21 protein-coding genes and 3 tRNA genes are annotated in these 19,760 nt (G+C 37.9%); 9 read left to right on the plus strand and 15 right to left on the minus strand.

Annotation, left to right across the window (positions count from 1 at the left end; translation table 11 throughout):
* Positions 1 to 669: 669 nt before the first annotated feature.
* Positions 670 to 2,715 (minus strand): DNA topoisomerase III, encoded by a 2,046-nt coding sequence (locus HMPREF3263_RS07500; protein ID WP_014326561.1) that lies wholly within the window; start codon positions 2,713 to 2,715, stop codon positions 670 to 672.
* Positions 2,716 to 2,805: 90 nt separating this feature from the next.
* Between HMPREF3263_RS07500 and HMPREF3263_RS07505 the strand changes: the two genes are divergently transcribed.
* On the plus strand, positions 2,806 to 3,363 hold the full coding sequence (locus HMPREF3263_RS07505) for a plasmid fertility inhibition factor family protein (protein WP_011271830.1): 558 nt from the start codon (positions 2,806 to 2,808) through the stop codon (positions 3,361 to 3,363).
* A gap of 215 nt (positions 3,364 to 3,578) precedes the next feature.
* On the opposite strand, the gene HMPREF3263_RS07510 is transcribed toward HMPREF3263_RS07505, so the two are convergent.
* The 13 genes from HMPREF3263_RS07510 to HMPREF3263_RS07570 all read right to left on the minus strand — a co-directional run bounded on the left by HMPREF3263_RS07510 (position 3,579) and on the right by HMPREF3263_RS07570 (position 12,453).
* Positions 3,579 to 4,097, minus strand: coding sequence for a membrane lipoprotein lipid attachment site-containing protein (locus tag HMPREF3263_RS07510; RefSeq protein ID WP_005687559.1), 519 nt, complete (start codon positions 4,095 to 4,097; stop codon positions 3,579 to 3,581).
* 26 nt (positions 4,098 to 4,123) lie between these two features.
* On the minus strand, positions 4,124 to 4,546 hold the full coding sequence (locus tag HMPREF3263_RS07515; RefSeq protein WP_005687556.1) for a single-stranded DNA-binding protein: 423 nt from the start codon (positions 4,544 to 4,546) through the stop codon (positions 4,124 to 4,126).
* A gap of 245 nt (positions 4,547 to 4,791) precedes the next feature.
* The gene (locus HMPREF3263_RS07520; protein ID WP_005653583.1) at positions 4,792 to 5,265 is read right to left on the minus strand and encodes a DUF3158 family protein; all 474 of its coding nucleotides are present in this window, start codon (positions 5,263 to 5,265) and stop codon (positions 4,792 to 4,794) included.
* Between the two features lie 14 nt (positions 5,266 to 5,279).
* Positions 5,280 to 6,035: a PFL_4669 family integrating conjugative element protein gene (locus tag HMPREF3263_RS07525; protein WP_005667775.1), complete on the minus strand. Its 756-nt coding sequence runs from the start codon at positions 6,033 to 6,035 to the stop codon at positions 5,280 to 5,282.
* 16 nt (positions 6,036 to 6,051) lie between these two features.
* Positions 6,052 to 6,279 carry a hypothetical protein gene (locus HMPREF3263_RS10810; RefSeq protein ID WP_044509389.1) on the minus strand — a complete coding sequence of 76 codons (228 nt, stop codon included), beginning with the start codon at positions 6,277 to 6,279 and terminating at the stop codon, positions 6,052 to 6,054.
* Positions 6,280 to 6,295: 16 nt separating this feature from the next.
* Entirely contained in the window at positions 6,296 to 7,519 is a 1,224-nt protein-coding gene (locus HMPREF3263_RS07535; RefSeq protein ID WP_011271828.1) for an STY4528 family pathogenicity island replication protein, read from the minus strand.
* Between the two features lie 149 nt (positions 7,520 to 7,668).
* The gene (locus tag HMPREF3263_RS07540) at positions 7,669 to 8,220 is read right to left on the minus strand and encodes a DUF2857 domain-containing protein (RefSeq protein WP_005653590.1); all 552 of its coding nucleotides are present in this window, start codon (positions 8,218 to 8,220) and stop codon (positions 7,669 to 7,671) included.
* Positions 8,220 to 9,920 (minus strand): ParB family protein, encoded by a 1,701-nt coding sequence (locus tag HMPREF3263_RS07545; RefSeq protein WP_011271827.1) that lies wholly within the window; start codon positions 9,918 to 9,920, stop codon positions 8,220 to 8,222. The genes HMPREF3263_RS07540 and HMPREF3263_RS07545 overlap by 1 nt, the downstream gene beginning before the upstream one ends.
* A complete protein-coding gene (dnaB, locus tag HMPREF3263_RS07550) occupies positions 9,913 to 11,268 on the minus strand; it encodes a replicative DNA helicase (RefSeq protein WP_011271826.1) in 1,356 nt (451 codons plus the stop codon). Before dnaB ends, HMPREF3263_RS07545 begins: the two co-directional genes overlap by 8 nt.
* A gap of 1 nt (position 11,269) precedes the next feature.
* Positions 11,270 to 12,106 carry a ParA family protein gene (locus tag HMPREF3263_RS07555; protein WP_011271825.1) on the minus strand — a complete coding sequence of 279 codons (837 nt, stop codon included), beginning with the start codon at positions 12,104 to 12,106 and terminating at the stop codon, positions 11,270 to 11,272.
* A 75-nt stretch (positions 12,107 to 12,181) separates the two neighbouring features.
* Positions 12,182 to 12,268 (minus strand) — tRNA-Leu (locus HMPREF3263_RS07560).
* Between the two features lie 28 nt (positions 12,269 to 12,296).
* Positions 12,297 to 12,370, minus strand: a tRNA-Cys gene (locus HMPREF3263_RS07565).
* A 7-nt stretch (positions 12,371 to 12,377) separates the two neighbouring features.
* Positions 12,378 to 12,453: transfer RNA gene (locus tag HMPREF3263_RS07570), tRNA-Gly, on the minus strand.
* A gap of 254 nt (positions 12,454 to 12,707) precedes the next feature.
* Between HMPREF3263_RS07570 and HMPREF3263_RS07575 the strand changes: the two genes are divergently transcribed.
* Together HMPREF3263_RS07575 and trxA are read left to right on the plus strand one after the other, a co-directional pair.
* Positions 12,708 to 13,817, plus strand: coding sequence for a methionine biosynthesis PLP-dependent protein (locus HMPREF3263_RS07575; RefSeq protein WP_070853142.1), 1,110 nt, complete (start codon positions 12,708 to 12,710; stop codon positions 13,815 to 13,817).
* Positions 13,818 to 13,934: 117 nt separating this feature from the next.
* A complete protein-coding gene (gene trxA, locus HMPREF3263_RS07580) occupies positions 13,935 to 14,258 on the plus strand; it encodes a thioredoxin TrxA (RefSeq protein WP_049364449.1) in 324 nt (107 codons plus the stop codon).
* 54 nt (positions 14,259 to 14,312) lie between these two features.
* Here the strand turns inward: trxA and HMPREF3263_RS07585 are convergent, their stop codons facing one another.
* Positions 14,313 to 15,122, minus strand: coding sequence for a DNA ligase (locus tag HMPREF3263_RS07585; protein ID WP_070853143.1), 810 nt, complete (start codon positions 15,120 to 15,122; stop codon positions 14,313 to 14,315).
* A gap of 199 nt (positions 15,123 to 15,321) precedes the next feature.
* Between HMPREF3263_RS07585 and lpcA the strand changes: the two genes are divergently transcribed.
* The 6 genes from lpcA (at position 15,322) to HMPREF3263_RS07615 (ending at position 19,695) form a co-directional block, all read left to right on the plus strand.
* Positions 15,322 to 15,906, plus strand: a complete 585-nt coding sequence (lpcA, locus tag HMPREF3263_RS07590; protein ID WP_005697721.1) for a D-sedoheptulose 7-phosphate isomerase — start codon at positions 15,322 to 15,324, stop codon at positions 15,904 to 15,906.
* A gap of 150 nt (positions 15,907 to 16,056) precedes the next feature.
* Positions 16,057 to 16,794: an arginine ABC transporter ATP-binding protein ArtP gene (gene artP / locus HMPREF3263_RS07595; protein ID WP_005696556.1), complete on the plus strand. Its 738-nt coding sequence runs from the start codon at positions 16,057 to 16,059 to the stop codon at positions 16,792 to 16,794.
* 11 nt (positions 16,795 to 16,805) lie between these two features.
* Positions 16,806 to 17,525: an arginine ABC transporter substrate-binding protein gene (locus HMPREF3263_RS07600; RefSeq protein WP_070853144.1), complete on the plus strand. Its 720-nt coding sequence runs from the start codon at positions 16,806 to 16,808 to the stop codon at positions 17,523 to 17,525.
* Positions 17,526 to 17,528: 3 nt separating this feature from the next.
* Complete coding sequence (gene artQ / locus HMPREF3263_RS07605) at positions 17,529 to 18,200, plus strand: arginine ABC transporter permease ArtQ (RefSeq protein ID WP_005697690.1); 672 nt, start codon at positions 17,529 to 17,531, stop codon at positions 18,198 to 18,200.
* Complete coding sequence (gene artM / locus HMPREF3263_RS07610) at positions 18,200 to 18,883, plus strand: arginine ABC transporter permease ArtM (protein ID WP_070853145.1); 684 nt, start codon at positions 18,200 to 18,202, stop codon at positions 18,881 to 18,883. Before artQ ends, artM begins: the two co-directional genes overlap by 1 nt.
* A gap of 116 nt (positions 18,884 to 18,999) precedes the next feature.
* The gene (locus HMPREF3263_RS07615; protein WP_005697728.1) at positions 19,000 to 19,695 is read left to right on the plus strand and encodes an SIR2 family NAD-dependent protein deacylase; all 696 of its coding nucleotides are present in this window, start codon (positions 19,000 to 19,002) and stop codon (positions 19,693 to 19,695) included.
* Positions 19,696 to 19,760 lie beyond the last annotated feature (65 nt).

Genomic DNA, 19,760 nt, shown 5'->3' on the forward strand with positions numbered 1-19,760 from the left:
AGGCGTTGCTTCTCAAGAATCGTGCAACTTCTTAAAGGCTGTTTTCACAGCACCTTAAAAACTGTTGTTATTAAAATCTAAAGCAAACCTTAAATGTATAAAAAATTAAAAATTCTATTTGGAGATATTTTAGTCAAAAGAAAAGGTCACCCAGTTTCCTGAATGACCTTATAGTTTTGACTATAGATTGATTAAATAAAAATTAAGTAGGCCAAACTAATTTGATTCATAAAAATACTGATACGTTCGTTACCATATACGGATTTTTACGGCTCGCCTTATCCGATTACTTTGTGGCCATCAATCGGTTATATCTGTGGCATCAAATTGACACAAAGGGCACCCATTGTTTCACCGGTGGGCTCCGGTAAGGAAAAAGTAGCAAGCCATTGCGAATTTTCAAAATGCACTTTGCAATACACTTTAAAAATCCGCAATGGCCAGCGATTTGAAAAGTCGAGAGTAAATTGGGGCGTTACTCCATCATTACTCTGATTAACTAGGTGGCACACCTCACAAGGAGCGTTAATCAATGTGAGAAATTCCTTTCAGCGTGCTGGAATCATTTTTGGCTAGTGTGAATTGATAACCGACAATTCACGAACGGTCTTACGAAGGCTTTAGTATAGCACTATTTTTGAGGGCTCGCCATTCACAGGCGCTTAAATCCTAGTTCAATAAGCTTCGTAAAGATGAAATTTGCTCACTCACACTTTTACTCGACTTTTTCTTTAAATTTTTTGTACTTTTAGTATTCTTCTTGCTATCAATATTTTCAATATGTTGGCAATTTGGATAAGCAGAACACCCAAAAAAAGCCCCATTTTTACCATTTCTTTTAATCATTGGTGCACCGCACTTAGGGCATTTACGAATTTCAATATTCCCCAAACTCATTCCCTTTTTAAGGCAATCAGCCATCAAATGCCGCACAAAGACTTCTTGTTTTTGCATAAACACTTCTAGCGAAAGCGTTCTTTCAGCAATTTGATTGAGCGCTTGCTCCCAAAGTGCGGTTAAACCCGGATCTTTTAACATCTGAGGTAAATTATCAATTAGCGTCATTGCTTCATCTGTCGCTAATAGTGATTTACCTTTCTTTTTCAAGAAACCTTTATCAATCAAACCTTGAATCGTTCCCGCCCGAGTAGCTTCTGTTCCAAGCCCTTCAGTTTCTCGTAAGCGTTGTTTTAAACGCTCATCAGTTACAAAGCGAGCTGCATTTTTCATTGCGGTGAGCAATGTACCTTCCGTGAAGTGATTAGGTGGTGATGTTTGTAAGGTTTTTATTTCTGAATCAGAAATCTGACAGATTTGTCCTTGCTTTAACGTCGGCAAGGCTTGAGGTGCGTCATCATCTTCATCAAGTGATTTGCCAAATAGAATTTTCCAACCTGGAGCAATAAGCACATTCCCACGTGCACTTAATATATGTTGACCGCACTTCAAAATAATTTGTGTCTTATCTGTTTCAGAAACAGGTAAGAATTGAGCTAAATAACGACGACGTATGAGATCATAGAGCTTTAATTCTTCATCAGACATTTTGCTAATATCAGCTTTAATCATAGTCGGAATAATGCCATGGTGAGCAGTAATTTTTTTATCATTCCAAACTCGTGATTTTTGATTAAGGTTTAACATACCTGCAAGGGGGTGTAATCGATTATCGGATTGCAACAAACATTGGATAATTTGAGGCGCTTCTGCAAACTGAGACTCCGGTAAATAACCACAATCTGTTCTAGGATAGGTTGTCGCTTTGTGAGTCTCATAAAGTGATTGAGCTATATCCAATACTCTTTGCGCACCCAGTCCATAAAGGCGGTTAGCTTCTGATTGTAAGTCACTTAATGCAAAGCAAAGTGGGGCATTTTGTCTTTCACGTTTAGTTTCAACTGATTCCACTTTCGCTTGGCCAAATTGGCGAATTTGCTGATTTGCTGCTTGTATAACTTGGGCAGACAAACAAAGTCCATCAGGATCACAATATTGCTCCGGAATAACATATTGCGTAGCAAAATGCTGATTTCCATCAGAAAGCATTACTTGCAAAGCAAAATGTTGCTTAGGAATGAAGTTTTTTATCTCACGGTCACGATTAACAACCAAGCTTAATGTTGGAGTTTGTACCCGACCAACACTTAAAGGTTTCCCTTGATACCCTTGTTGTTGCGCTAATAAGGTATAGAGACGAGAGAAATTCATACCAATAAGCCAATCAGCTCGACTACGTGCAAGTCCCGCATAGTAAAGAGGTAGTGTCTCCTCATTATTTTTAAGTGCGCCCAAGGCTTTGCGAATACTGGTATCATCTAGTGCAGACAACCAAAGGCGTTTTATTTGCCCTCGAAATCCTGCCAAATCCAGCAATTCTCTTGCTATAGTTTCGCCCTCTCTATCAATATCGGTTGCAATGACAACAAGTTTAGCTTGTTTGATAAGTTTCATGACGACATTGAACTGTTTTTTTGTTTCTTTTTTAGGTGAAAGCCCCCATTTACCCGGGATAATTGGCAAGGTCTCAAATGCCCACTTTTTAAAGGCAGGATCATATTCTTCAGGATTAAATTGCTCTACTAGATGACCAATTCCCCAGGTAACTGTAAGCTGACCGTCAGGTGTTGATAAACAACCCTCACCACGCTTTGTCGCACCTAATACTTTTGCAATATCATTGCCTTGTGATGGTTTTTCACATAAAAATAATTTCATGATGTTTTCTCTCATTGATATTTGAGAGATATTTTCGATGTAATAAGATAAACCACAATTAGGAATTCTTTTTAAACTGAGGAGTAAATCATGATAAAACTGACCCCTTCATCAATTGGAGTGATGGTTGATACGCTTAGATATTCAGGTCGAGATAGATATATTATTTTTAGAATGAAAACGAGAGAGCAGAAAGTCGTGTATATGCGTTATCCACAGCATATTGAAAATATGGCTAATCAAGAGAACATGATTGTCATCGTAGATGCTCAAAAGTTTCTTTCTTTATGGCAGCGATCACCGTATGAGGTAGATAAAAATACATGTGCGGGCGATGAGTCAACATGGAGAAAAGATTATAAGTTTCATCATGCTGAAAACGGATTTGCTAAAAGTATGGATTCTCCAGTTCCACTTGCAGATGTAAATGTTCATATTAAAGATGGAGAAATAAGCTGTAGTCTTAATGATGGTATGACAAGAACGCTTTGGTTGCTTGCAAATGGTGTAAAGGAGTTTCCTATTTTGGTTAGAAACCATAAAGAGAAAGCTAAAATTCTGTCAAAGTATGCAAGCCCATTATCTTCACTTCATTTTGAGCCACTTAATTTATTTTTTGCAATTACAGGAGAAAAATACCCCTTGTAGCCAAGGGGTAAACGTTTGAGATATTAAACAATATGAGGAAAAGGAAAAGTTTGGATGGATCTCAAAAAACAAATTTGTTTCGTTATCTATCATACAAAATAATCATTATTATCGGTATCGAAATTTAAAAACACCTGAAATAAAAAAAGCCCCACTAAGGTTGGGGCAAAGGAGAATGAGGTATTGATTACCTACACTATGTTTATGTTGTCGTATTATTTAATTGCTTTTATCACTTCTGATTTAACAAATTGAGCAAAATCAGATTCATTTGAGGATGCAATCCAGGAAATTCTAACCTTGCCATCCTCTTTTGCAAGCGTTATGTCAATTTTTCGACCGCCAACATAGCTATTTGCCATGTGATAATAGACCCCAGGAGTCGCTTCATGAGCATGTCCTTCTTCATCTAAAAGCGATTCGTAACGTTGACGCTCATACCCGGATAATCCACTTAATGCTTCCTCCCGTGTTTTGAATTTTAAATTACGTTTAATTTTTACGTAAAGAGAGTCAATATTTTTAGATGATGTAATTGAATCCTCTACGTTATAGCGATGAGAACGAGAACTTTGAGTGTAAGCCACACCGGAAGAACTAGAGGAACTATTCCCCCCGCCAAGAACACTGCTGAGTTGACCTGCAACATTACCAACCGCATCATTCAATGAGTTTAATTCAGCACAACCACTTAAAGCAGCGACGGCAGATAAAACAAAAATTATTTTTTTCATCACGATTAACCTTAATTATATTGAGTTCAGAATGGTATTGAATCATCAAAAGCATTTGCCGATGCATCTTGTTGTGGCATTGGCTGAGAATTATTTGCACCATCTGCACTTTGAGGGCGAGTACCTAACATTTGCATTACATCACCTTGGATTTCCGTGGTATAACGATCTTGCCCGTTTTGATCTTGCCATTTACGAGTACGCAAGCGTCCTTCAATATAAACTTGCGCTCCTTTCTTGAGATATTGGCCGCAAATTTCAGCTAATTTGCGATAAAAAACGATTCGATGCCATTCAGTCACTTCACGACGTTCACCGGTGTTTTTATCCGTCCAAGCTTCGCTAGTTGCTACACTGATATTTGCAACTGCTTCACCATTCGGCATGCTTCGCATTTCAGGATCATTACCTAAATGTCCCACGATAATTACTTTATTAATTCCAGCCATATTGATTTCTCCTAAATCACAAAATTAACTGTCAAGATTGTGCATTTTTTACATCTAATCCTTAAGGGTAAATTCAGTAAAAAACACAGAGATTTTTTAACACAACCACGAAAGGCAAAGGCTTTTTTTCGTTAAGGTAAGGGGCTTGTCCCCTTACCTTTAAAAGGCCTTTTAGTGAGCCGATCACAAACTATATAAATTAGCCGATTACAAACTAGAAGATCCAACGTTCACAAATGTGAATGTTATAAATGATCTTCTATCTCTTTAATTTTATCTACCGCACTTGATACCTGTCTCATCATAAAATTTAGTACGGAGACCTGCAGATTAATCAAAATGCGTTCTTTCTCAGCTGAGACAAGTTTTTGTCGTAAGTCTGAAGATAACTGAGGATTATTAAATACCGGATTTAACACAGCATCACCAGTCTTAGAGGCTTGAAAACTGCGCCAGCGTAAAAACGTCCCACCGGATGATGAAGCTTTATCTCGGATCATGTGAATAGGTAATACACTAAGTTCACTTTTACGAACGTTCTGCAACATTTCATTCTGCTGCAACATTAAAGCTTCACGGACTGTAGCAAGGGATTCAGCTAGTAATTCATACTGTTGCACTGAGTCTAACTCACTGAATAACTGTTTCAGCGAGTCATTAAGTGGGGTTGTGCGTCCTAATTGTTTATACATATCAGAAGGAATGAGCACGTTATCCATAATCCCAATCTCCATTATTCAGTTTTATTTGCTGTAATTTGGACTTCAACAGAGCCATTATCATCTGATTCAGCAAGTGATGATTTTTTAATTGTTGGAGCAAATGTTGCACGTGTTGTACCGGAAAGCACGTCAGGCGTTAAGGTATATTTCATACGTTTTACAGCAGCTTGATAGCGAGCGTTATTTTCAAGCGCATCTTGGCGTGTAATACCGGAATTTCTGTAATTCTCAAGCACACCAAATGCACGACGAATTAATTTAGCTCCGGATTCTAACCAATCATACGCATCATCTTTTGTAAGTAATGCAATATGTGAAGCGGTCATCACTGTACGAGCTAACGAATCAAAGTCAGCCAAAAGATACAATAATTGATAACCCAGCTGAGTATTCACAAAAATAGGGTATTGAATCGGAGCAATATTGGCACAACGCTCAATTTGAAAGTTTTCAGGAATTTTCTCACTGTAGAGATTAACCATTCTCCAGGTCATATCTTGCATTTCTTTACGAAACCCTAATACTTTTTGTTCAAAACGAAGAAGATAATCATCAGCATAAGGATCATCTTGTTCGGCAGCTTGCTGAATTTGACTCAATAGAGATAGAGCATTAGGAATACTGAGAATTGATGATGTAACGACTTCCCCGGCTTCATTTTTAACTAAGTCACGACCATTCCAAAGACGTGTTGCATACTGAGTATGAAGCGTAAATGTAATCTCACTGCGTAACGGCCCAAGCTGTTGGTTGTATGTTGTTGTCATGTTATGTCACCTTTTATCATTTGGTTAAAATTTGTACTTTGTCCAGCCCCTGGACAGTGGTTAATTTTTGTTCACTGTGCAACCCTAGCACAGTGGTTAATTTTTGTTCACTGTGCAACCCTAGCACAGTGGTTAATTTTTGTTCACTGTGCAGTCCCCGCACACTGGTTAAAATTTGTACTTTGTAAAGTCCCTTTACAGTGGTTAAATTTTGTACTTTGTAGAACCCTTCTACACTATTCACTTTTTATACAGCTTATTCAATTGCAAATTGAAGCCTTAAATTGTCGAATGCGATCAGCTCTCGCTTTTCGCTCTTCTTCAGATTGCACTCGCATTGGTTTTATTGTGCTATCGGCTTTCACATTATTAACTAAGCTAGTTTCATCATGTTGTGATAACCGATTTTTTGATGATAATGATTGCGCTTGTGTAGCCAAAAATTGTTCATACAAATATGGTTTAAATTCACCACGGTGTGCACGTTGGATTAATGTCACTACATAGCCTTGTGGTTTTTTCACTTCACCTTTTGCCACACGCTGTTCTAGCTCAAATAAAATCGCTTTACAGATTCCTAAATCAAGTCCACGCATTGCTTGCATAATTGCTGTTTTTTCCAATGATGAAAACTGAATATTAGTCGGCCAGTCAATTTCATCCGCATTACCAGTACAGTACGTATTTATATAAATACTAGTACCTGTACTGTACTGTGAAAAACCTGAGTTCCCTTTTGGAACTAAGCCTGAAATCAATGACTTATCATCATTTTGGGTACTGAGTTCCTTTTTGGAACTCTGCTTGATTTTACTGAGTTCCATTTTGGAACTAAGGTGATTTTTACTGAGTTCCCCTGTTTTTTCACTGAGTTCCTTATTGGAACTTAGTAAGTTTTCTTGAATAAATGTTGATTCTTCTTGCTCTGAAATATCCATTTTTGGACGTTTTTGATAGTCTTGAAGGCGAGCTCGCATCCAGTCAATGTGAGAAATATAATGCCACTGAGTATTATCTGAGAGCAGGTTTTCTACAATATGGTTTGCTACACCTCGCACAAAGTTATCTCGATGCTGAATGGATTTTTCAAGGAGTGCGATGTAATCATGGTTTAATTGAATCGTATCAATGATTGGCATAGGTTCATCATGAAGGATGTAAAAATTACCCAATACTTGACCTTGCTCATTACGTACAGTTTCACAAAGTGTTAGCCAACGAGTTAATCTAAGTAATAACAACGTTTGGCTAACTAGCTTACGCGAGAGTTCTGCTTCATCATAAGGTTTATCTGAAAGTAATTTTGCAAGCACTTCGTATGATGGGAACATGCCTGATTGAAATTCTCTTGCTTTGTATTTTATAAGTTGCCATGCCAATTTTGCTCTTGATGTTAAATAAGGATCAAATAGCAAACGGGTTGGAACTGTTTCATGCTGGTTGCCAAAAAAGAGCAACCCATGCTCTTGTAATTTTGTTTCCATAATTTAATTCTCTCTGAGAATATTTCATTTTTATTGTTGCAATGTGCTTAAACATCTTTACAATAGCCAATGAACTTTCCCAAGTTCCTTACTAACGATATGAATAACGCCCAACTTAACGTAACGCACTAGGTTGGGCGTTATGTTTTTTAAGCTGCATTCCAGCGGCTAACAAGTTTCCAAATTTCAGTTAAATTAATACCGGTTTCTTCCGCAATTAAAATTAACAGCTCTAGTCCTTCTGTTGATTCAATTGTTTGAACATCACCTTTATGCTCTTGCCATAAGTCCCAAATTAATTTTTCTTCCTCTTCGGTTGCAGCTGGCTTACGTCCCATTGGTTCTTGTTTTCCAAGTAGGCTACGACGAGCAGATACTTTTGAAGTGGTTAAGCCGAAGTAGGAATTGAGCATTTGGATGGATGCACCTAACATTAATGCGCGATCAATAAGGCGACGTTCTTGTGACGACATGCGTACTCGAGCCACTAATCGCCAAAATGCATCGTGATTAATTTCAACTTTGGCAAAGGGAGCTTTGGTGTTAGCCAGTTCATAAACTTCCTCTGTGCTGAGTTTTTCAATTTCTTGCAATTCTTGTTTTGAGAAACCATAGTTCCGGCAAACATTGATATTGCCTTCTTGTAAATTAACCAAAATCTCATTCAATACCACTTGGTTTAAATTGCTGAACATGCTCATTATGCATCTCCTTCTGAACGAATATAGCGAACGAGGCGAATTAAACGGAATAATTTAACTAGCGTGGTATCATCAATTTCTTGAGTATTGAGTAAATATTCCGGTAATAAGGTGAAAGATGTCTGTGGGTGCACATCTGTTTGTAATAAATTTAAGAAGTCATAACACATCTGTGCTACACCGCTCACATCTTTATCTAATGGTTTTACGCGGTAAGTGTAATCAACAGGCTCTTTTACTACATGTTCAATGTAGTCAGTTAATCCAACACTTTCCGCAATGTCGAGTGCTAGTGAATAAGCTTCTACTTTATGCTGACGACCAGGATAAATTTTCCAAATATCATCAACTGGTTGACGGCCTACGCAAGCAAAGCCTAATCCATTTTCTTCTGCACGTTGTTGGCGTTGCTCCTGAATGCTCATGCCTGGAGTAATACCAAATTGTTGAGTTAAATTTTTAGCAAAATCAAAAGAAAGGCCATCTGAACTAGCATTAGTTTCATCAAACTCTTCATCCTCTGTTTTATCATCTGCTTCATTCTCAAATGAAGGAGAAATTTCAACACTTGCTTGCTTTAATACTGGCGCAGGTATTGATTTTTTTTCAGGGGTAGTCATTTTTGGAGTATTGACTACGCTAGGTTGAGATAATGTGTCTAATGCGGTTTCTTGTGGCTGTGGCGTATTAAACGCTTGAACATCTTGGATGCTTTCTTGTACGCTTTGTTGTATTTCGTGTTGTTTTTGCGCCATTTTCTTGAATTTTTGCTCATCGAGATCAATTTCAAGGTAAAGGACTTCATAACTTACACGATCACCTAACATGGATGACATTTCATCAATGAGATGGTCTTGGAATACTTTGATATGAAACGGTTGGTCATCATTACAACGAGCTAGGCTGTGTCCCCAAATTTCATCAAAGGACACTTCCAATTCAAATTGATAATTTTGCCAAATGGCTAAGGCGTTATTACGAATCGCAAGCAATTTATCAATTGGCGCATTACCTAAACCGTTAAAAAGTACATCCGGGATATAAGGATAAAGATACTCAATGCAACGTCCCATCTTCGCAATCATTGAAAATTGAATGATATACCCATCTTTTTCTAACTCACTTGAAAGCTCGCGAGCAGAAAGGGATTTTCCTAACTTTTTCTCGTAGTATTCTTTCGCTTGCTGAATTCCCAACGCTTTCTCAATAAAGGTTAAATCTGCACGTGTATCATTTTCAATTAAATGACCAATAAGCAAATCTAATTCCGCTTCTACACTATCAGCACTTTCACCTTTCCAGGGTTTATATAAGCATTCAATAGACCAAAAACGTTGATCTTGAGTCTCTGTAAACAGTTCTTTTAATGCTTGAATACGAGTATTCCCACCGTCAGCGATGATATAAAAAGGTTCGCCAGGTCGTTGAGTGATATTTGGTTTATGATCAAGACCACGACGACGAATTGACTCTTTAATCATTTCAAAGTTAGGATTACGTGTCTTACGAGGGTTGTGTTCATAAGGGCGTAATTTATCTAACGTAACGGTAATGTATTTAGATTGCGCAGGATAATGTGTTGCTGTTGTTGTTTGATAAGCAGCAGACTGATTATTAATAGGTTGAACATTTAATCCTTTCGCAATCGCGTCTAATTGACTTTGTTGTTTTTTATTTTTAGCAATAAATGGATTATTCATAATATCTATCCTGTGTCGTTAAATTCTCAAAAATGCTGTATTGACCTTGAAACAGTGTTTTTACTGTGGCTAACGGGCCATTACGCTGTTTACCAATGATGATTTCCGCAATGCCTTTATCTTCTGTGTCAGGGTTATAGATTTCATCTCTATAAAGATGAATGATGACATCAGCATCTTGTTCAAGAGAGCCGGAGTCACGTAAGTCGGCATTGATTGGACGCTTATTAGCTCGATTTTCTAAACCTCGGTTTAGTTGAGATAATGCATAAATTGGGCATCCAGTTTCTTTGGCTAATTTCTTTAAATCATTGGATATTTCGGCAAGTTCTAAATTGCGATTTTCAGTTTTATTTCCAGTTCTCATTAGTTGGATATAATCAATGAAAATCGCTTTAGGTTTGCCGTATAGACGAGTGTTTTTACGTACTTTGGCGCGTAAACGATGAGGTGTTAAAGAAGCTTCATCATCAATTAACAAACGATCTTTCCAGTCTTTTTTAATTGTCCCCATTGCATTAGCAAGGCGAGTCCATTCTTCCTCTTCAAGCTCAGTCGCTTGACGAATAGATTGCAAGCTGACGCGAGAGCGCATTGCCATAAAACGTTCTAATAGTTGATCAGCTGGCATTTCTTGACTGTAAAATTGGATAGGGCTGTCAGGAAATTTATCTAACGTACTTGCGGCAATCGTTTGTGCAAAGGTTGTTTTACCCATTGCTGGACGAGCTGCAATAATGATAAGTTCTCCTGGTTGACCGCCTGTTGTTGCTCTATCTAATTCAATAATGCCTGTTGGTGTTCCACTAACTGGATCGGCATTAATAGAGGACGTTTCCATGCGAGAAAGGATTCGCTCGAAACTTGCATTAAGATCAGCAACACCATCCGTCTCTTGTTCGATGACAATATTGGTATATTGCTTATCAACACTTTCCTCAAAAGAAGTTAATTCAATCTCATCTTTTGAAGATTGCATTTCAGTTACAATAAACTGGCCCAGAGTCAAAAAACGACGTTGTTTGCTATAACGAGAAATAATCTCAGCATACGCAGTGATATTAGATGCAGAAGGGGTATTGTGAATAATGTCAGCTAAGTATGCTAATCCCCCTATCTGATCAATCAGTTTTTTATCTTTGAAATACTGCTCCAAAGTTAAAATATCAGCGGGTTTTCCTTGTGTTAATAGATGGCTAACACCTTCAAACAATACTTTATGAGCTGAGACATAAAAATCATCAGAGCGCAGTAAAGTTGCGATCTCATCAAATTTGTCATTATCAATAATGAGAGCACCAATGACCGCACTTTCCGCTTCAATAGAAGCAATAAGTTTATCAGTCATATTAGCCTTCCTTTTTCATTGGTTTATCAAAAAGTGTTTTAAATTGAGGGAGTAACAAGCAACACAGTTCTTTGATAACAGGATATTCAGCTTGGCTATGGCGATAAACTGGCAATGAATAAGTTGCAGCTTCTCTATATGCCACATGCGCAGGGATTGAAAAATCAAGGAAGGTTTTGCTTTCATCAAAATTGGTTTCAAATAGGACATGCAATTGATTGAGTACAAATTTCACGTCATTAGTATTATCAACGCAATTTGCGATAGCTTTGAGAGGTGGTAATTTGAAGCCAAATGATTCAAAGGTTTCTAAATCTTGATACATTCCGATAGTTCCACGGATAAATTCTTTCGCAGAAAGAATGTGTGGAAGAATAGGGCAGAATAGGATGTCAGCTGCTAAGACAGACATATCGACAGTAATGTCTCTAGTACCTCGAGTATCAACCACAATAACATCATAATTATCAATGTTTTTAATTAAGTGACTAAATCGAATTGCACCATCAGGGGCATTACGTAGAGTTTGACTTACATTGTTTGATGGGTCATTTGATTGAATTAAATCCAAATTAGGAATGGATGTTTTTGAAATGATATGGGAAGGTTCAATATCACGACGGGTTAAAAACTCATAAATACCACCGGGAGCTTCTTCAGTTAAAGCATAATAAGAGCTTAAGGTTGGTTGAGTATCAGTATCAATAAGAAGAGTTCTTAAACCGTGGTCAGCGCAGAACGCCCCAATATTGGCAGCATTTGTACTTTTTGCAGAACCGCCTTTAGTACAAGCGACAGTAATAATATAAGGTTTTTTAGAAACAGAAGAGAAGTCCATAATTCCTCACCTAACGATAATTAAAAATTAAAGTTAAGTATTGGACTAGGTACTGATTATTGGTTTGGAATTAGATGGTGCCCGAAGCCAGACTTGAACTGGCACGCCTCGAAAGGCGAGGGATTTTAAATCCCTTGTGTCTACCGATTCCACCACTCGGGCATCGAGTGATTAACTAACTGCGTGGTTATGGAGGCGTGTCCCGGAGTCGAACCGAGCTACATGGATTTGCAATCCAGTGCATAACCGCTTTGCTAACACGCCGTTAGTTTGGAGCGGGAAACGAGGCTCGAACTCGCGACCCCGACCTTGGCAAGGTCGTGCTCTACCAACTGAGCTATTCCCGCATACGCTGTTAGTGCGGTGCATTTTACGGGAATTTGAAATTCTGTCAATCGAAGATATGAAAAAAAAATTCAAATGTTGAAAAAATCTTCGTTTCGGTTGAAATTACAGCAAAATTTAGCACAAGAATGTAATTTTTACAGAGTTTTCAATTTCTACTTTTATCGTGAGTGGCTTTATGACAAAATTGGAACGTTTTGTTCGCCATTAAATCAAGAAAAGTGCGGTCAAATTTTTGCATATTTAGAGGTAAATTATGACACAACAATATTCTATCGATACATTATTAGCCCAGGCGGGGAATCGCAGTGATGAGCGCACTGGTGCGGTTTCAACGCCAATTTATCTTTCAACGGCTTATGGCCATCATGGGATTGGCGAAAGCACGGGGTTTGATTATACCCGCACGAAAAACCCAACGCGTAGTGTTTTGGAAGATACCGTAGCCAAATTAGAAAATGGTGATCGTGGTTTTGCCTTTTCCTCCGGCATGGCGGCAATTCAAGTGTTAATGAATCTATTCAAAGGCCCAGATGAATGGATTTTATCAAGTGATGTATATGGTGGAACCTATCGTTTATTGGATTTTGCCTATAAAAATAACAACAGCGTAAAACCCGTTTATGTGAATACCGCTTCTTTAGCTGAAATTGAATCGGCTATTACAGCAAATACAAAAGCAATTTTTATTGAAACTCCATCAAATCCATTAATGGAAGAATGTGATGTGGCAGAAATTGCAAAATTAGCGAAAAAACACAATTTATTAATGATTGTGGATAATACCTTCTTAACCCCTGTACTATCTCGTCCATTAGATTTAGGCGCGGATATTGTAATCCACAGTGGCACAAAATATATTGCGGGTCATAATGATAGCTTGGTGGGCTTGATTATTGCAAAAGGACAAGAACTTTGTGATCGTATCGCCTATATTCAAAATGGTGCAGGTGCCGTACTTTCGCCATTCGATTCTTGGTTAACCGTGCGTGGAATGAAAACCCTTTCATTACGTATGAAACGCCATCAAGACAATGCGAAGGCGATTGCGGAATTTTTACGCGAACAACCACAAATTGATAGTGTGTTATATCCAAACAAAGGCGGTATGCTGTCTTTCCGTTTGAAAGATGAAAATTGGGTGAATACGTTCTTAAAATCAATCAAGTTGATTACCTTTGCGGAAAGCTTAGGCGGTACAGAAAGTTTTATTACCTATCCTGCGACCCAAACTCACATGGATATTCCTGAAGCAGAACGTGTCGCCCGTGGTATTACAAACACATTGTTGCGTTTTTCTGTTGGTTTAGAAGATGTGGAAGACATCAAGGCCGATTTATTACAGGCATTTGCACAGCTTAAATAGTTAGTTTTTACCAATCGAACTAATCTGTGCAATTCTATATACCTTATGCTATTATGCACGGCATCAATTAATGTTAGGTGTTAATTACTCAACATCTTATTAGATAAGGAAATAAAAATGAGCGAAGTATTACATATTACTGATGCAGATTTCGAAACTGCGGTTGTGCAATCTGATATCCCTGTATTAGTGGATTTTTGGGCACCTTGGTGTGGCCCTTGCAAAATGATTGCGCCAATTTTAGATGAAATTGCACCTGAATTTGCAGGTAAAGCAAAAATCGTTAAAATCAACGTAGATGACAACCAATTAGTGGCAGGTCAATTTGGTGTACGTAGTATCCCAACTTTACTACTTTTCAAAAATGGCCAACTTGTTGCAACACAAGTCGGTGCGTTACCAAAAAATCAATTAGCGGCGTTTATTAATCAACACCTATAATTGAGTTATTAAATATAAAAGAGCGGTCAAAAATTTTGAAGTTTTTGGCCGTTCTTATTTTTTCTCTCTCCAATAAGTGGCAAAACGAGGTTTTCCGGAGTTGGTTAATCCACGATATTTGTAGGTAATCGTGCTGCCAATAGGTGGTGGATTTTCACGCTCACTCAGATTAAATCCTGAACCGATTTTGAATTTTCCACGATGATTTTCACAGGTGAGTGAACCGAGTATATTTTCAAATTGTCCTTTTCCTTTATGATGCTCAACCACCATACATTCTTCATCATAAGCGGTTTTAAGCTTCAAAATTTGTGTACTGCGTTTTCTTTCATAAGGCGCATGAGGATTACGTAACACACTTCCTTCACCTTTTTTCCTTTCAATTTCATGTAAATACTCGAATAAATGTGTTTTATCTCGAATTGGAATTTGCGGAATAATCTTGATATAAGGCGTAGGGTGATCTTTCAAATAATCTTCTAAGGTTTTGAGACGTTCAAAAAGGTTGCCTGATGCATTAGGCACATCAAAAACATAAAGTGTTAATTTTGCCCAATTATCACCTTTAAAAGATTTCGTGATAGAAGCAATTTCTTCAAATTGATTACGTTGACTAAATAGTTCACCATCAATGGCAAAAGGCGGAAATTGAGCCGTAAAGTATGCTGGAGCAGGCAAGGGTAATCCTTGACGACTTAATAACGTTTTGCCATCCCAATAACCTCGTACTCCATCTAATTTTTCAGACATCACCCAACCCTGGATATCTTGGTTTTCATAGGTACCTAATAGCATTAAATCACTATCGTTCGCCCAAGTTATTTGACTGAATAACATACAAAGTAATAAATAAACTACTCGCATAATCTCTCCTTTTAAATTGTTTGAGTTTAAAAAGTGCGGTCATTTTTTAAAGTGTTTTTAATTGAATCTGTGATTAGTATCGCAAAAGAATGAGAAGTAGGCTGGAAAATAGAGAGATAAGAAAGAGCGCTAGATTATTTGAAATGAACGCTATACAATGCCAACGCTATTTCGAATTTTAATTTTTAAGGAGAATAAAATGTATTTTGATCAAATTAAAGCAGAGCTTATGGAAGCTCAAGACGTATTAAACAAGTTTGTTTCAGATGATGACAACATCAAACTTATTGAAAAAGCAGCTAAATTATTAGCAGAAAGCTTTAAAAATGGCGGTAAAGTATTATCTTGCGGTAATGGTGGTTCTCACTGTGATGCTATGCATTTTGCCGAAGAACTCACTGGTCGTTATCGTGAAAACCGCCCAGGTTATCCTGCGATTGCGATTTCAGATGTGAGTCATTTAAGCTGTGTAAGTAATGACTTTGGTTATGAATATGTATTCTCTCGCTTTGTTGAAGCGGTGGGTAAAGAAGGCGATGTTTTATTTGGATTATCGACATCAGGCAATTCTAAAAATATCTTAAATGCAATTGAAGCGGCAAAAGCAAAAGGTATGAAAGTGATTGCGATGACAGGTAAAGATGGCGGTAAAATGGCAGGTTTAGCGGATGTTGAAATTCGTGTGCCACACTTTGGTTATGCAGATCGTATTCAAGAAATCCACATCAAAGTAATTCATATTTTAATGATGCTAGTCGAATTTGAGATGGCGAAAGAGGCCTAATTCGCGATAAGTGCGGTTTAAAATTCAATGATTTAAAGATCCCAAAAAGTTTTTTGGGATTTTTTATAAAAAAACGCTTGCATAAATAATCACTAAAAAGTAATATTTATTCAATCTTACGAATCAATCAAGGATAGCAGTAAACTTAAAATGGCGATTAGTGTTAAAAATTTGAATTTCTTTTATGGTTCATCACAGGCATTGTTTGATATCAATCTTGATGCACAAGAAGGCGATACTGTGGTGTTACTCGGACCAAGTGGGGCAGGGAAAAGTACGTTAATCCGTACATTAAATTTATTAGAAGTGCCAACTTCTGGTGAATTACATATTGCGAATAACCATTTTGATTTGTCTCAGGCGAATAATAATCCGAAAGCCATTCGTCAACTTCGTCAAGATGTGGGCATGGTATTTCAGCAATACAATCTTTGGCCACATTTAACAGTGATTGAAAACCTAATTGAAGCGCCGAAAAAAGTGTTAGGCATTAGCGAGGAAGAAGCGAAAAAAGATGCATTAGAACTTTTAAAACGTTTACGTTTGGAAGAGCATGCCGATCGTTTCCCGCTTCACTTATCTGGCGGTCAGCAACAACGTGTTGCCATTGCTCGAGCATTAATGATGAAACCGCAAGTGTTGTTGTTTGATGAGCCAACGGCTGCACTGGATCCAGAGATTACAGCTCAAGTTGTTGATATCATTAAAGAACTTCAACAAACGGGTATTACTCAGGTGATTGTGACCCATGAAGTGAATGTGGCACAAAAGGTGGCGACAAAGGTCGTTTATATGGAACAAGGTAAGATTATTGAAATGGGCAGTGCAGATTGCTTTGATAATCCAAAAACCGAACAATTTAAACAATATCTTTCACACTCAGAATAAGGAAATACAACATGAAAAAATTACTTTTAACCGCAATGTTAATGGGCTCAGCTTTTGCTGCGAATGCACAAGAAATCACTTTCGCGATGGAACCGAGCTACCCGCCATTTGAAACAACGAATGAAAAAGGCGAAATCATCGGTTTTGATGTGGATGTAGCGAATGCAATTTGTAAAGAAATCCAAGCGACTTGTCATTTCAAAAGCCAATCTTTTGATGCATTAATTCCAAGCTTGAAAGCAAAACGTTTTGATGCAGCGATTTCTGCAATGGATATTACTGAAGCGCGAGCAAAACAAGTTTCATTTTCTAATGCGTATTATGACAGCACAGCAAGTTATGTTGCTTTAAAAGGCAAAGCAGATTTGGCTTCAGCAAAAACTATTGGGGTTCAAAACGGAACAACTTTCCAACAATATACTGCAGCAGAAACTAAGCAATATAATGCAAAATCTTATGCAAGCTTACAAGATGCGATCTTAGACTTAAAAAATGGCCGTATTGATATCATCTTCGGTGATACCGCCGTATTGTCTGATATGATTTCTAAAGAGCCTGAAATTCAATTTGTTGGTGAGAAAGTGACTAACAAAAAATATTTCGGTAATGGTTTAGGTATCGCCGTGAATAAATCAAGCAAAGAATTGCTAGAAAGCTTAAATAAAGGTTTAGAAGCGGTGAAAGCAAACGGTGAATACCAAAAAATCTATGATAAATGGATGACTAAATAATCTATGTTTTATGATTATCTTACATTAATTGGACATGCAGCCCTAATGACCTTAGGGCTTGCTATTTGCTCGTTAATTGTCGGTTTATTACTCAGTATTATTTTTACCGCCTTAGAAGCGAATAAATATGTATTTATTGCAAAGCCAGCTTCTATTGTGATTGCTTTATTGCGTGGTTTACCGGAAATCTTGGTGGTTCTACTGATTTATTTTGGCTCAACCCAAATAGTAGAAATGCTGACAGGTGAGTATATTGAATTCAGTGCCTTTGGTTGTGGTGTATTTGCATTGTCTTTGATTTTTGCCTCTTATGCTTCACAAACCTTACGTGGTGCGATCCAAGCTATTCCCAAAGGACAGTGGGAATCAGGTGCCGCGTTAGGATTAAGCCGTCCTTATACCTTCATTCATTTGATTATGCCACAAGTATGGCGACACGCTTTACCGGGCTTAAGCAATCAATGGCTCGTGTTATTAAAAGATACGGCGTTGGTGTCATTAATCGGTGTCGATGATTTAATGCGTCAAGCAGGATACATCAATACGAACACTCATGAGCCTTTCACTTGGTATGGCATTGCTGCGTTAATTTATTTGGTGATTACGTTGATCAGCCAAGCAGGTATTCGCAAATTAGAATTACGTTTCACTCGATTTGAACGGGGAGTCGAATAATGTTTCAAGAGTATTTAGCAGTCATTGCTCAAGGTATTCCGACTAGCCTGTTGCTTACAGTTGTTGCATTGTTTATTGCCTTTTTCCTTGCATTGGGCTTAACCTTCTTGCTTTCTATTGGCAATAAATTGGTGAAAAGTGCGGTCAATTTATTCCTCGTTTTATTTACAGGCACCCCACTTTTAGTGCAGTTTTTCTTAATTTATGCGGGGCCAGGACAATTCCAATGGTTGGTGGACAGCCCATTATGGGGATTATTCTCCAATGCATGGTTCTGTGCAACGTTAGCTTTGGCTTTGAATAGTGCCGCTTATTCAACCCAGTTATTCCATGGCGCAGTAAAAGCGATCTCTAAAGGTCAATGGGAGAGCTGTGCAGCATTAGGTTTAAGTCGTCTGCAGACGTTAAAAATCTTAATTCCTTATGCGTTAAAACGTGCACTCCCGTCTTATACCAATGAAATTATCTTGGTATTTAAAGGTACAGCGTTGGCTTCGACCATTACGATCATGGATATTATGGGATATGCACGCCAACTTTACGGCACAGAATATGATGCGCTAACTATCTATGGTATTGCAGGTGGTATTTACCTCATTATTACCGGCATTGCCACTTTATTACTCCGTCAGTTAGAAAATAAAGTGTTAGCATTTGAGCGTATTAATACCGCAAAAGCATAAAGTGCGGTCAAAAATAGAAACAAATCGGGCAGTTTAAAAATTGCCCGATTTTTTATTATAAATTTGAAGTAAATTTGTTGTTCAGGCTTATAATATAAAGTGCTGAGGAGGATATTATGAAACCTATTTGTGTCGTATTAACAGGCGCAGGAATTAGTGCCGAAAGTGGTATTCCCACATTTAGAGCGGAAGATGGTTTATGGGCCGGGCATAAAGTAGAGGAAGTTTGTACGCCAGAAGCTTTGCAAAAGAACCGTGCGAAAGTGCTCAATTTCTATAATCAGCGCCGCAAAAATGCCGCAGCAGCTAAGCCAAACGCTGCGCATCTCGCACTAGTTGAATTAGAAAAAGCCTATGATGTGAGAATTATCACGCAAAATGTGGATGATTTACATGAGCGCGCAGGAAGCTCAAATGTTTTACACTTACATGGTGAACTAAATAAAGCTCGCAGTAGCTTTGATGAAAGTTATATCGTAGATTGTTTTGGCGATCAGAAATTGGAAGATAAAGATCCAAATGGGCATCCAATGCGTCCATATATTGTTTTTTTCGGTGAAATGGTGCCGATGTTAGAGCGAGCAATTGATATTGTAGCGCAAGCGGATGTCGTGTTAGTGATTGGTACTTCTTTGCAAGTGTATCCTGCGAATGGCTTAGTTAATGAAGCGCCAAGCAAAGCGCCAATTTACTTGATCGATCCAAATCCCAATACAGGATTTGTTCGTAAGCACGTCATCGCAATAAAAGAAAAAGCGGGGATGGGCATACCGAAGGTGGTGAGCGTATTGTTAGATAAAATAAAAGATTAATCTGTATATAAGATATAAGCAATAAAGATAAAGTGCGGTCAAAATTCTCATTGTTTTTTGACCGC

The organism is Haemophilus sp. HMSC61B11 (assembly GCF_001838615.1).
Taxonomy (GTDB): domain Bacteria; phylum Pseudomonadota; class Gammaproteobacteria; order Enterobacterales; family Pasteurellaceae; genus Haemophilus_D; species Haemophilus_D parainfluenzae_AD.

What these genes read in the sequence shown, in the direction of transcription:
- HMPREF3263_RS07500 (WP_014326561.1), bottom strand. Translation starts at nt 2,715, where the DNA reads ATGAAATTATTTTTATGTGAAAAACCATCACAAGGCAATGATATTGCA.
- HMPREF3263_RS07505 (WP_011271830.1), top strand. Translation starts at nt 2,806, where the DNA reads ATGATAAAACTGACCCCTTCATCAATTGGAGTGATGGTTGATACGCTT.
- HMPREF3263_RS07510 (WP_005687559.1), bottom strand. Translation starts at nt 4,097, where the DNA reads ATGAAAAAAATAATTTTTGTTTTATCTGCCGTCGCTGCTTTAAGTGGT.
- HMPREF3263_RS07515 (WP_005687556.1), bottom strand. Translation starts at nt 4,546, where the DNA reads ATGGCTGGAATTAATAAAGTAATTATCGTGGGACATTTAGGTAATGAT.
- HMPREF3263_RS07520 (WP_005653583.1), bottom strand. Translation starts at nt 5,265, where the DNA reads ATGGATAACGTGCTCATTCCTTCTGATATGTATAAACAATTAGGACGC.
- HMPREF3263_RS07525 (WP_005667775.1), bottom strand. Translation starts at nt 6,035, where the DNA reads ATGACAACAACATACAACCAACAGCTTGGGCCGTTACGCAGTGAGATT.
- HMPREF3263_RS07535 (WP_011271828.1), bottom strand. Translation starts at nt 7,519, where the DNA reads ATGGAAACAAAATTACAAGAGCATGGGTTGCTCTTTTTTGGCAACCAG.
- HMPREF3263_RS07540 (WP_005653590.1), bottom strand. Translation starts at nt 8,220, where the DNA reads ATGAGCATGTTCAGCAATTTAAACCAAGTGGTATTGAATGAGATTTTG.
- HMPREF3263_RS07545 (WP_011271827.1), bottom strand. Translation starts at nt 9,920, where the DNA reads ATGAATAATCCATTTATTGCTAAAAATAAAAAACAACAAAGTCAATTA.
- dnaB (WP_011271826.1), bottom strand. Translation starts at nt 11,268, where the DNA reads ATGACTGATAAACTTATTGCTTCTATTGAAGCGGAAAGTGCGGTCATT.
- HMPREF3263_RS07555 (WP_011271825.1), bottom strand. Translation starts at nt 12,106, where the DNA reads ATGGACTTCTCTTCTGTTTCTAAAAAACCTTATATTATTACTGTCGCT.
- HMPREF3263_RS07575 (WP_070853142.1), top strand. Translation starts at nt 12,708, where the DNA reads ATGACACAACAATATTCTATCGATACATTATTAGCCCAGGCGGGGAAT.
- trxA (WP_049364449.1), top strand. Translation starts at nt 13,935, where the DNA reads ATGAGCGAAGTATTACATATTACTGATGCAGATTTCGAAACTGCGGTT.
- HMPREF3263_RS07585 (WP_070853143.1), bottom strand. Translation starts at nt 15,122, where the DNA reads ATGCGAGTAGTTTATTTATTACTTTGTATGTTATTCAGTCAAATAACT.
- lpcA (WP_005697721.1), top strand. Translation starts at nt 15,322, where the DNA reads ATGTATTTTGATCAAATTAAAGCAGAGCTTATGGAAGCTCAAGACGTA.
- artP (WP_005696556.1), top strand. Translation starts at nt 16,057, where the DNA reads ATGGCGATTAGTGTTAAAAATTTGAATTTCTTTTATGGTTCATCACAG.
- HMPREF3263_RS07600 (WP_070853144.1), top strand. Translation starts at nt 16,806, where the DNA reads ATGAAAAAATTACTTTTAACCGCAATGTTAATGGGCTCAGCTTTTGCT.
- artQ (WP_005697690.1), top strand. Translation starts at nt 17,529, where the DNA reads ATGTTTTATGATTATCTTACATTAATTGGACATGCAGCCCTAATGACC.
- artM (WP_070853145.1), top strand. Translation starts at nt 18,200, where the DNA reads ATGTTTCAAGAGTATTTAGCAGTCATTGCTCAAGGTATTCCGACTAGC.
- HMPREF3263_RS07615 (WP_005697728.1), top strand. Translation starts at nt 19,000, where the DNA reads ATGAAACCTATTTGTGTCGTATTAACAGGCGCAGGAATTAGTGCCGAA.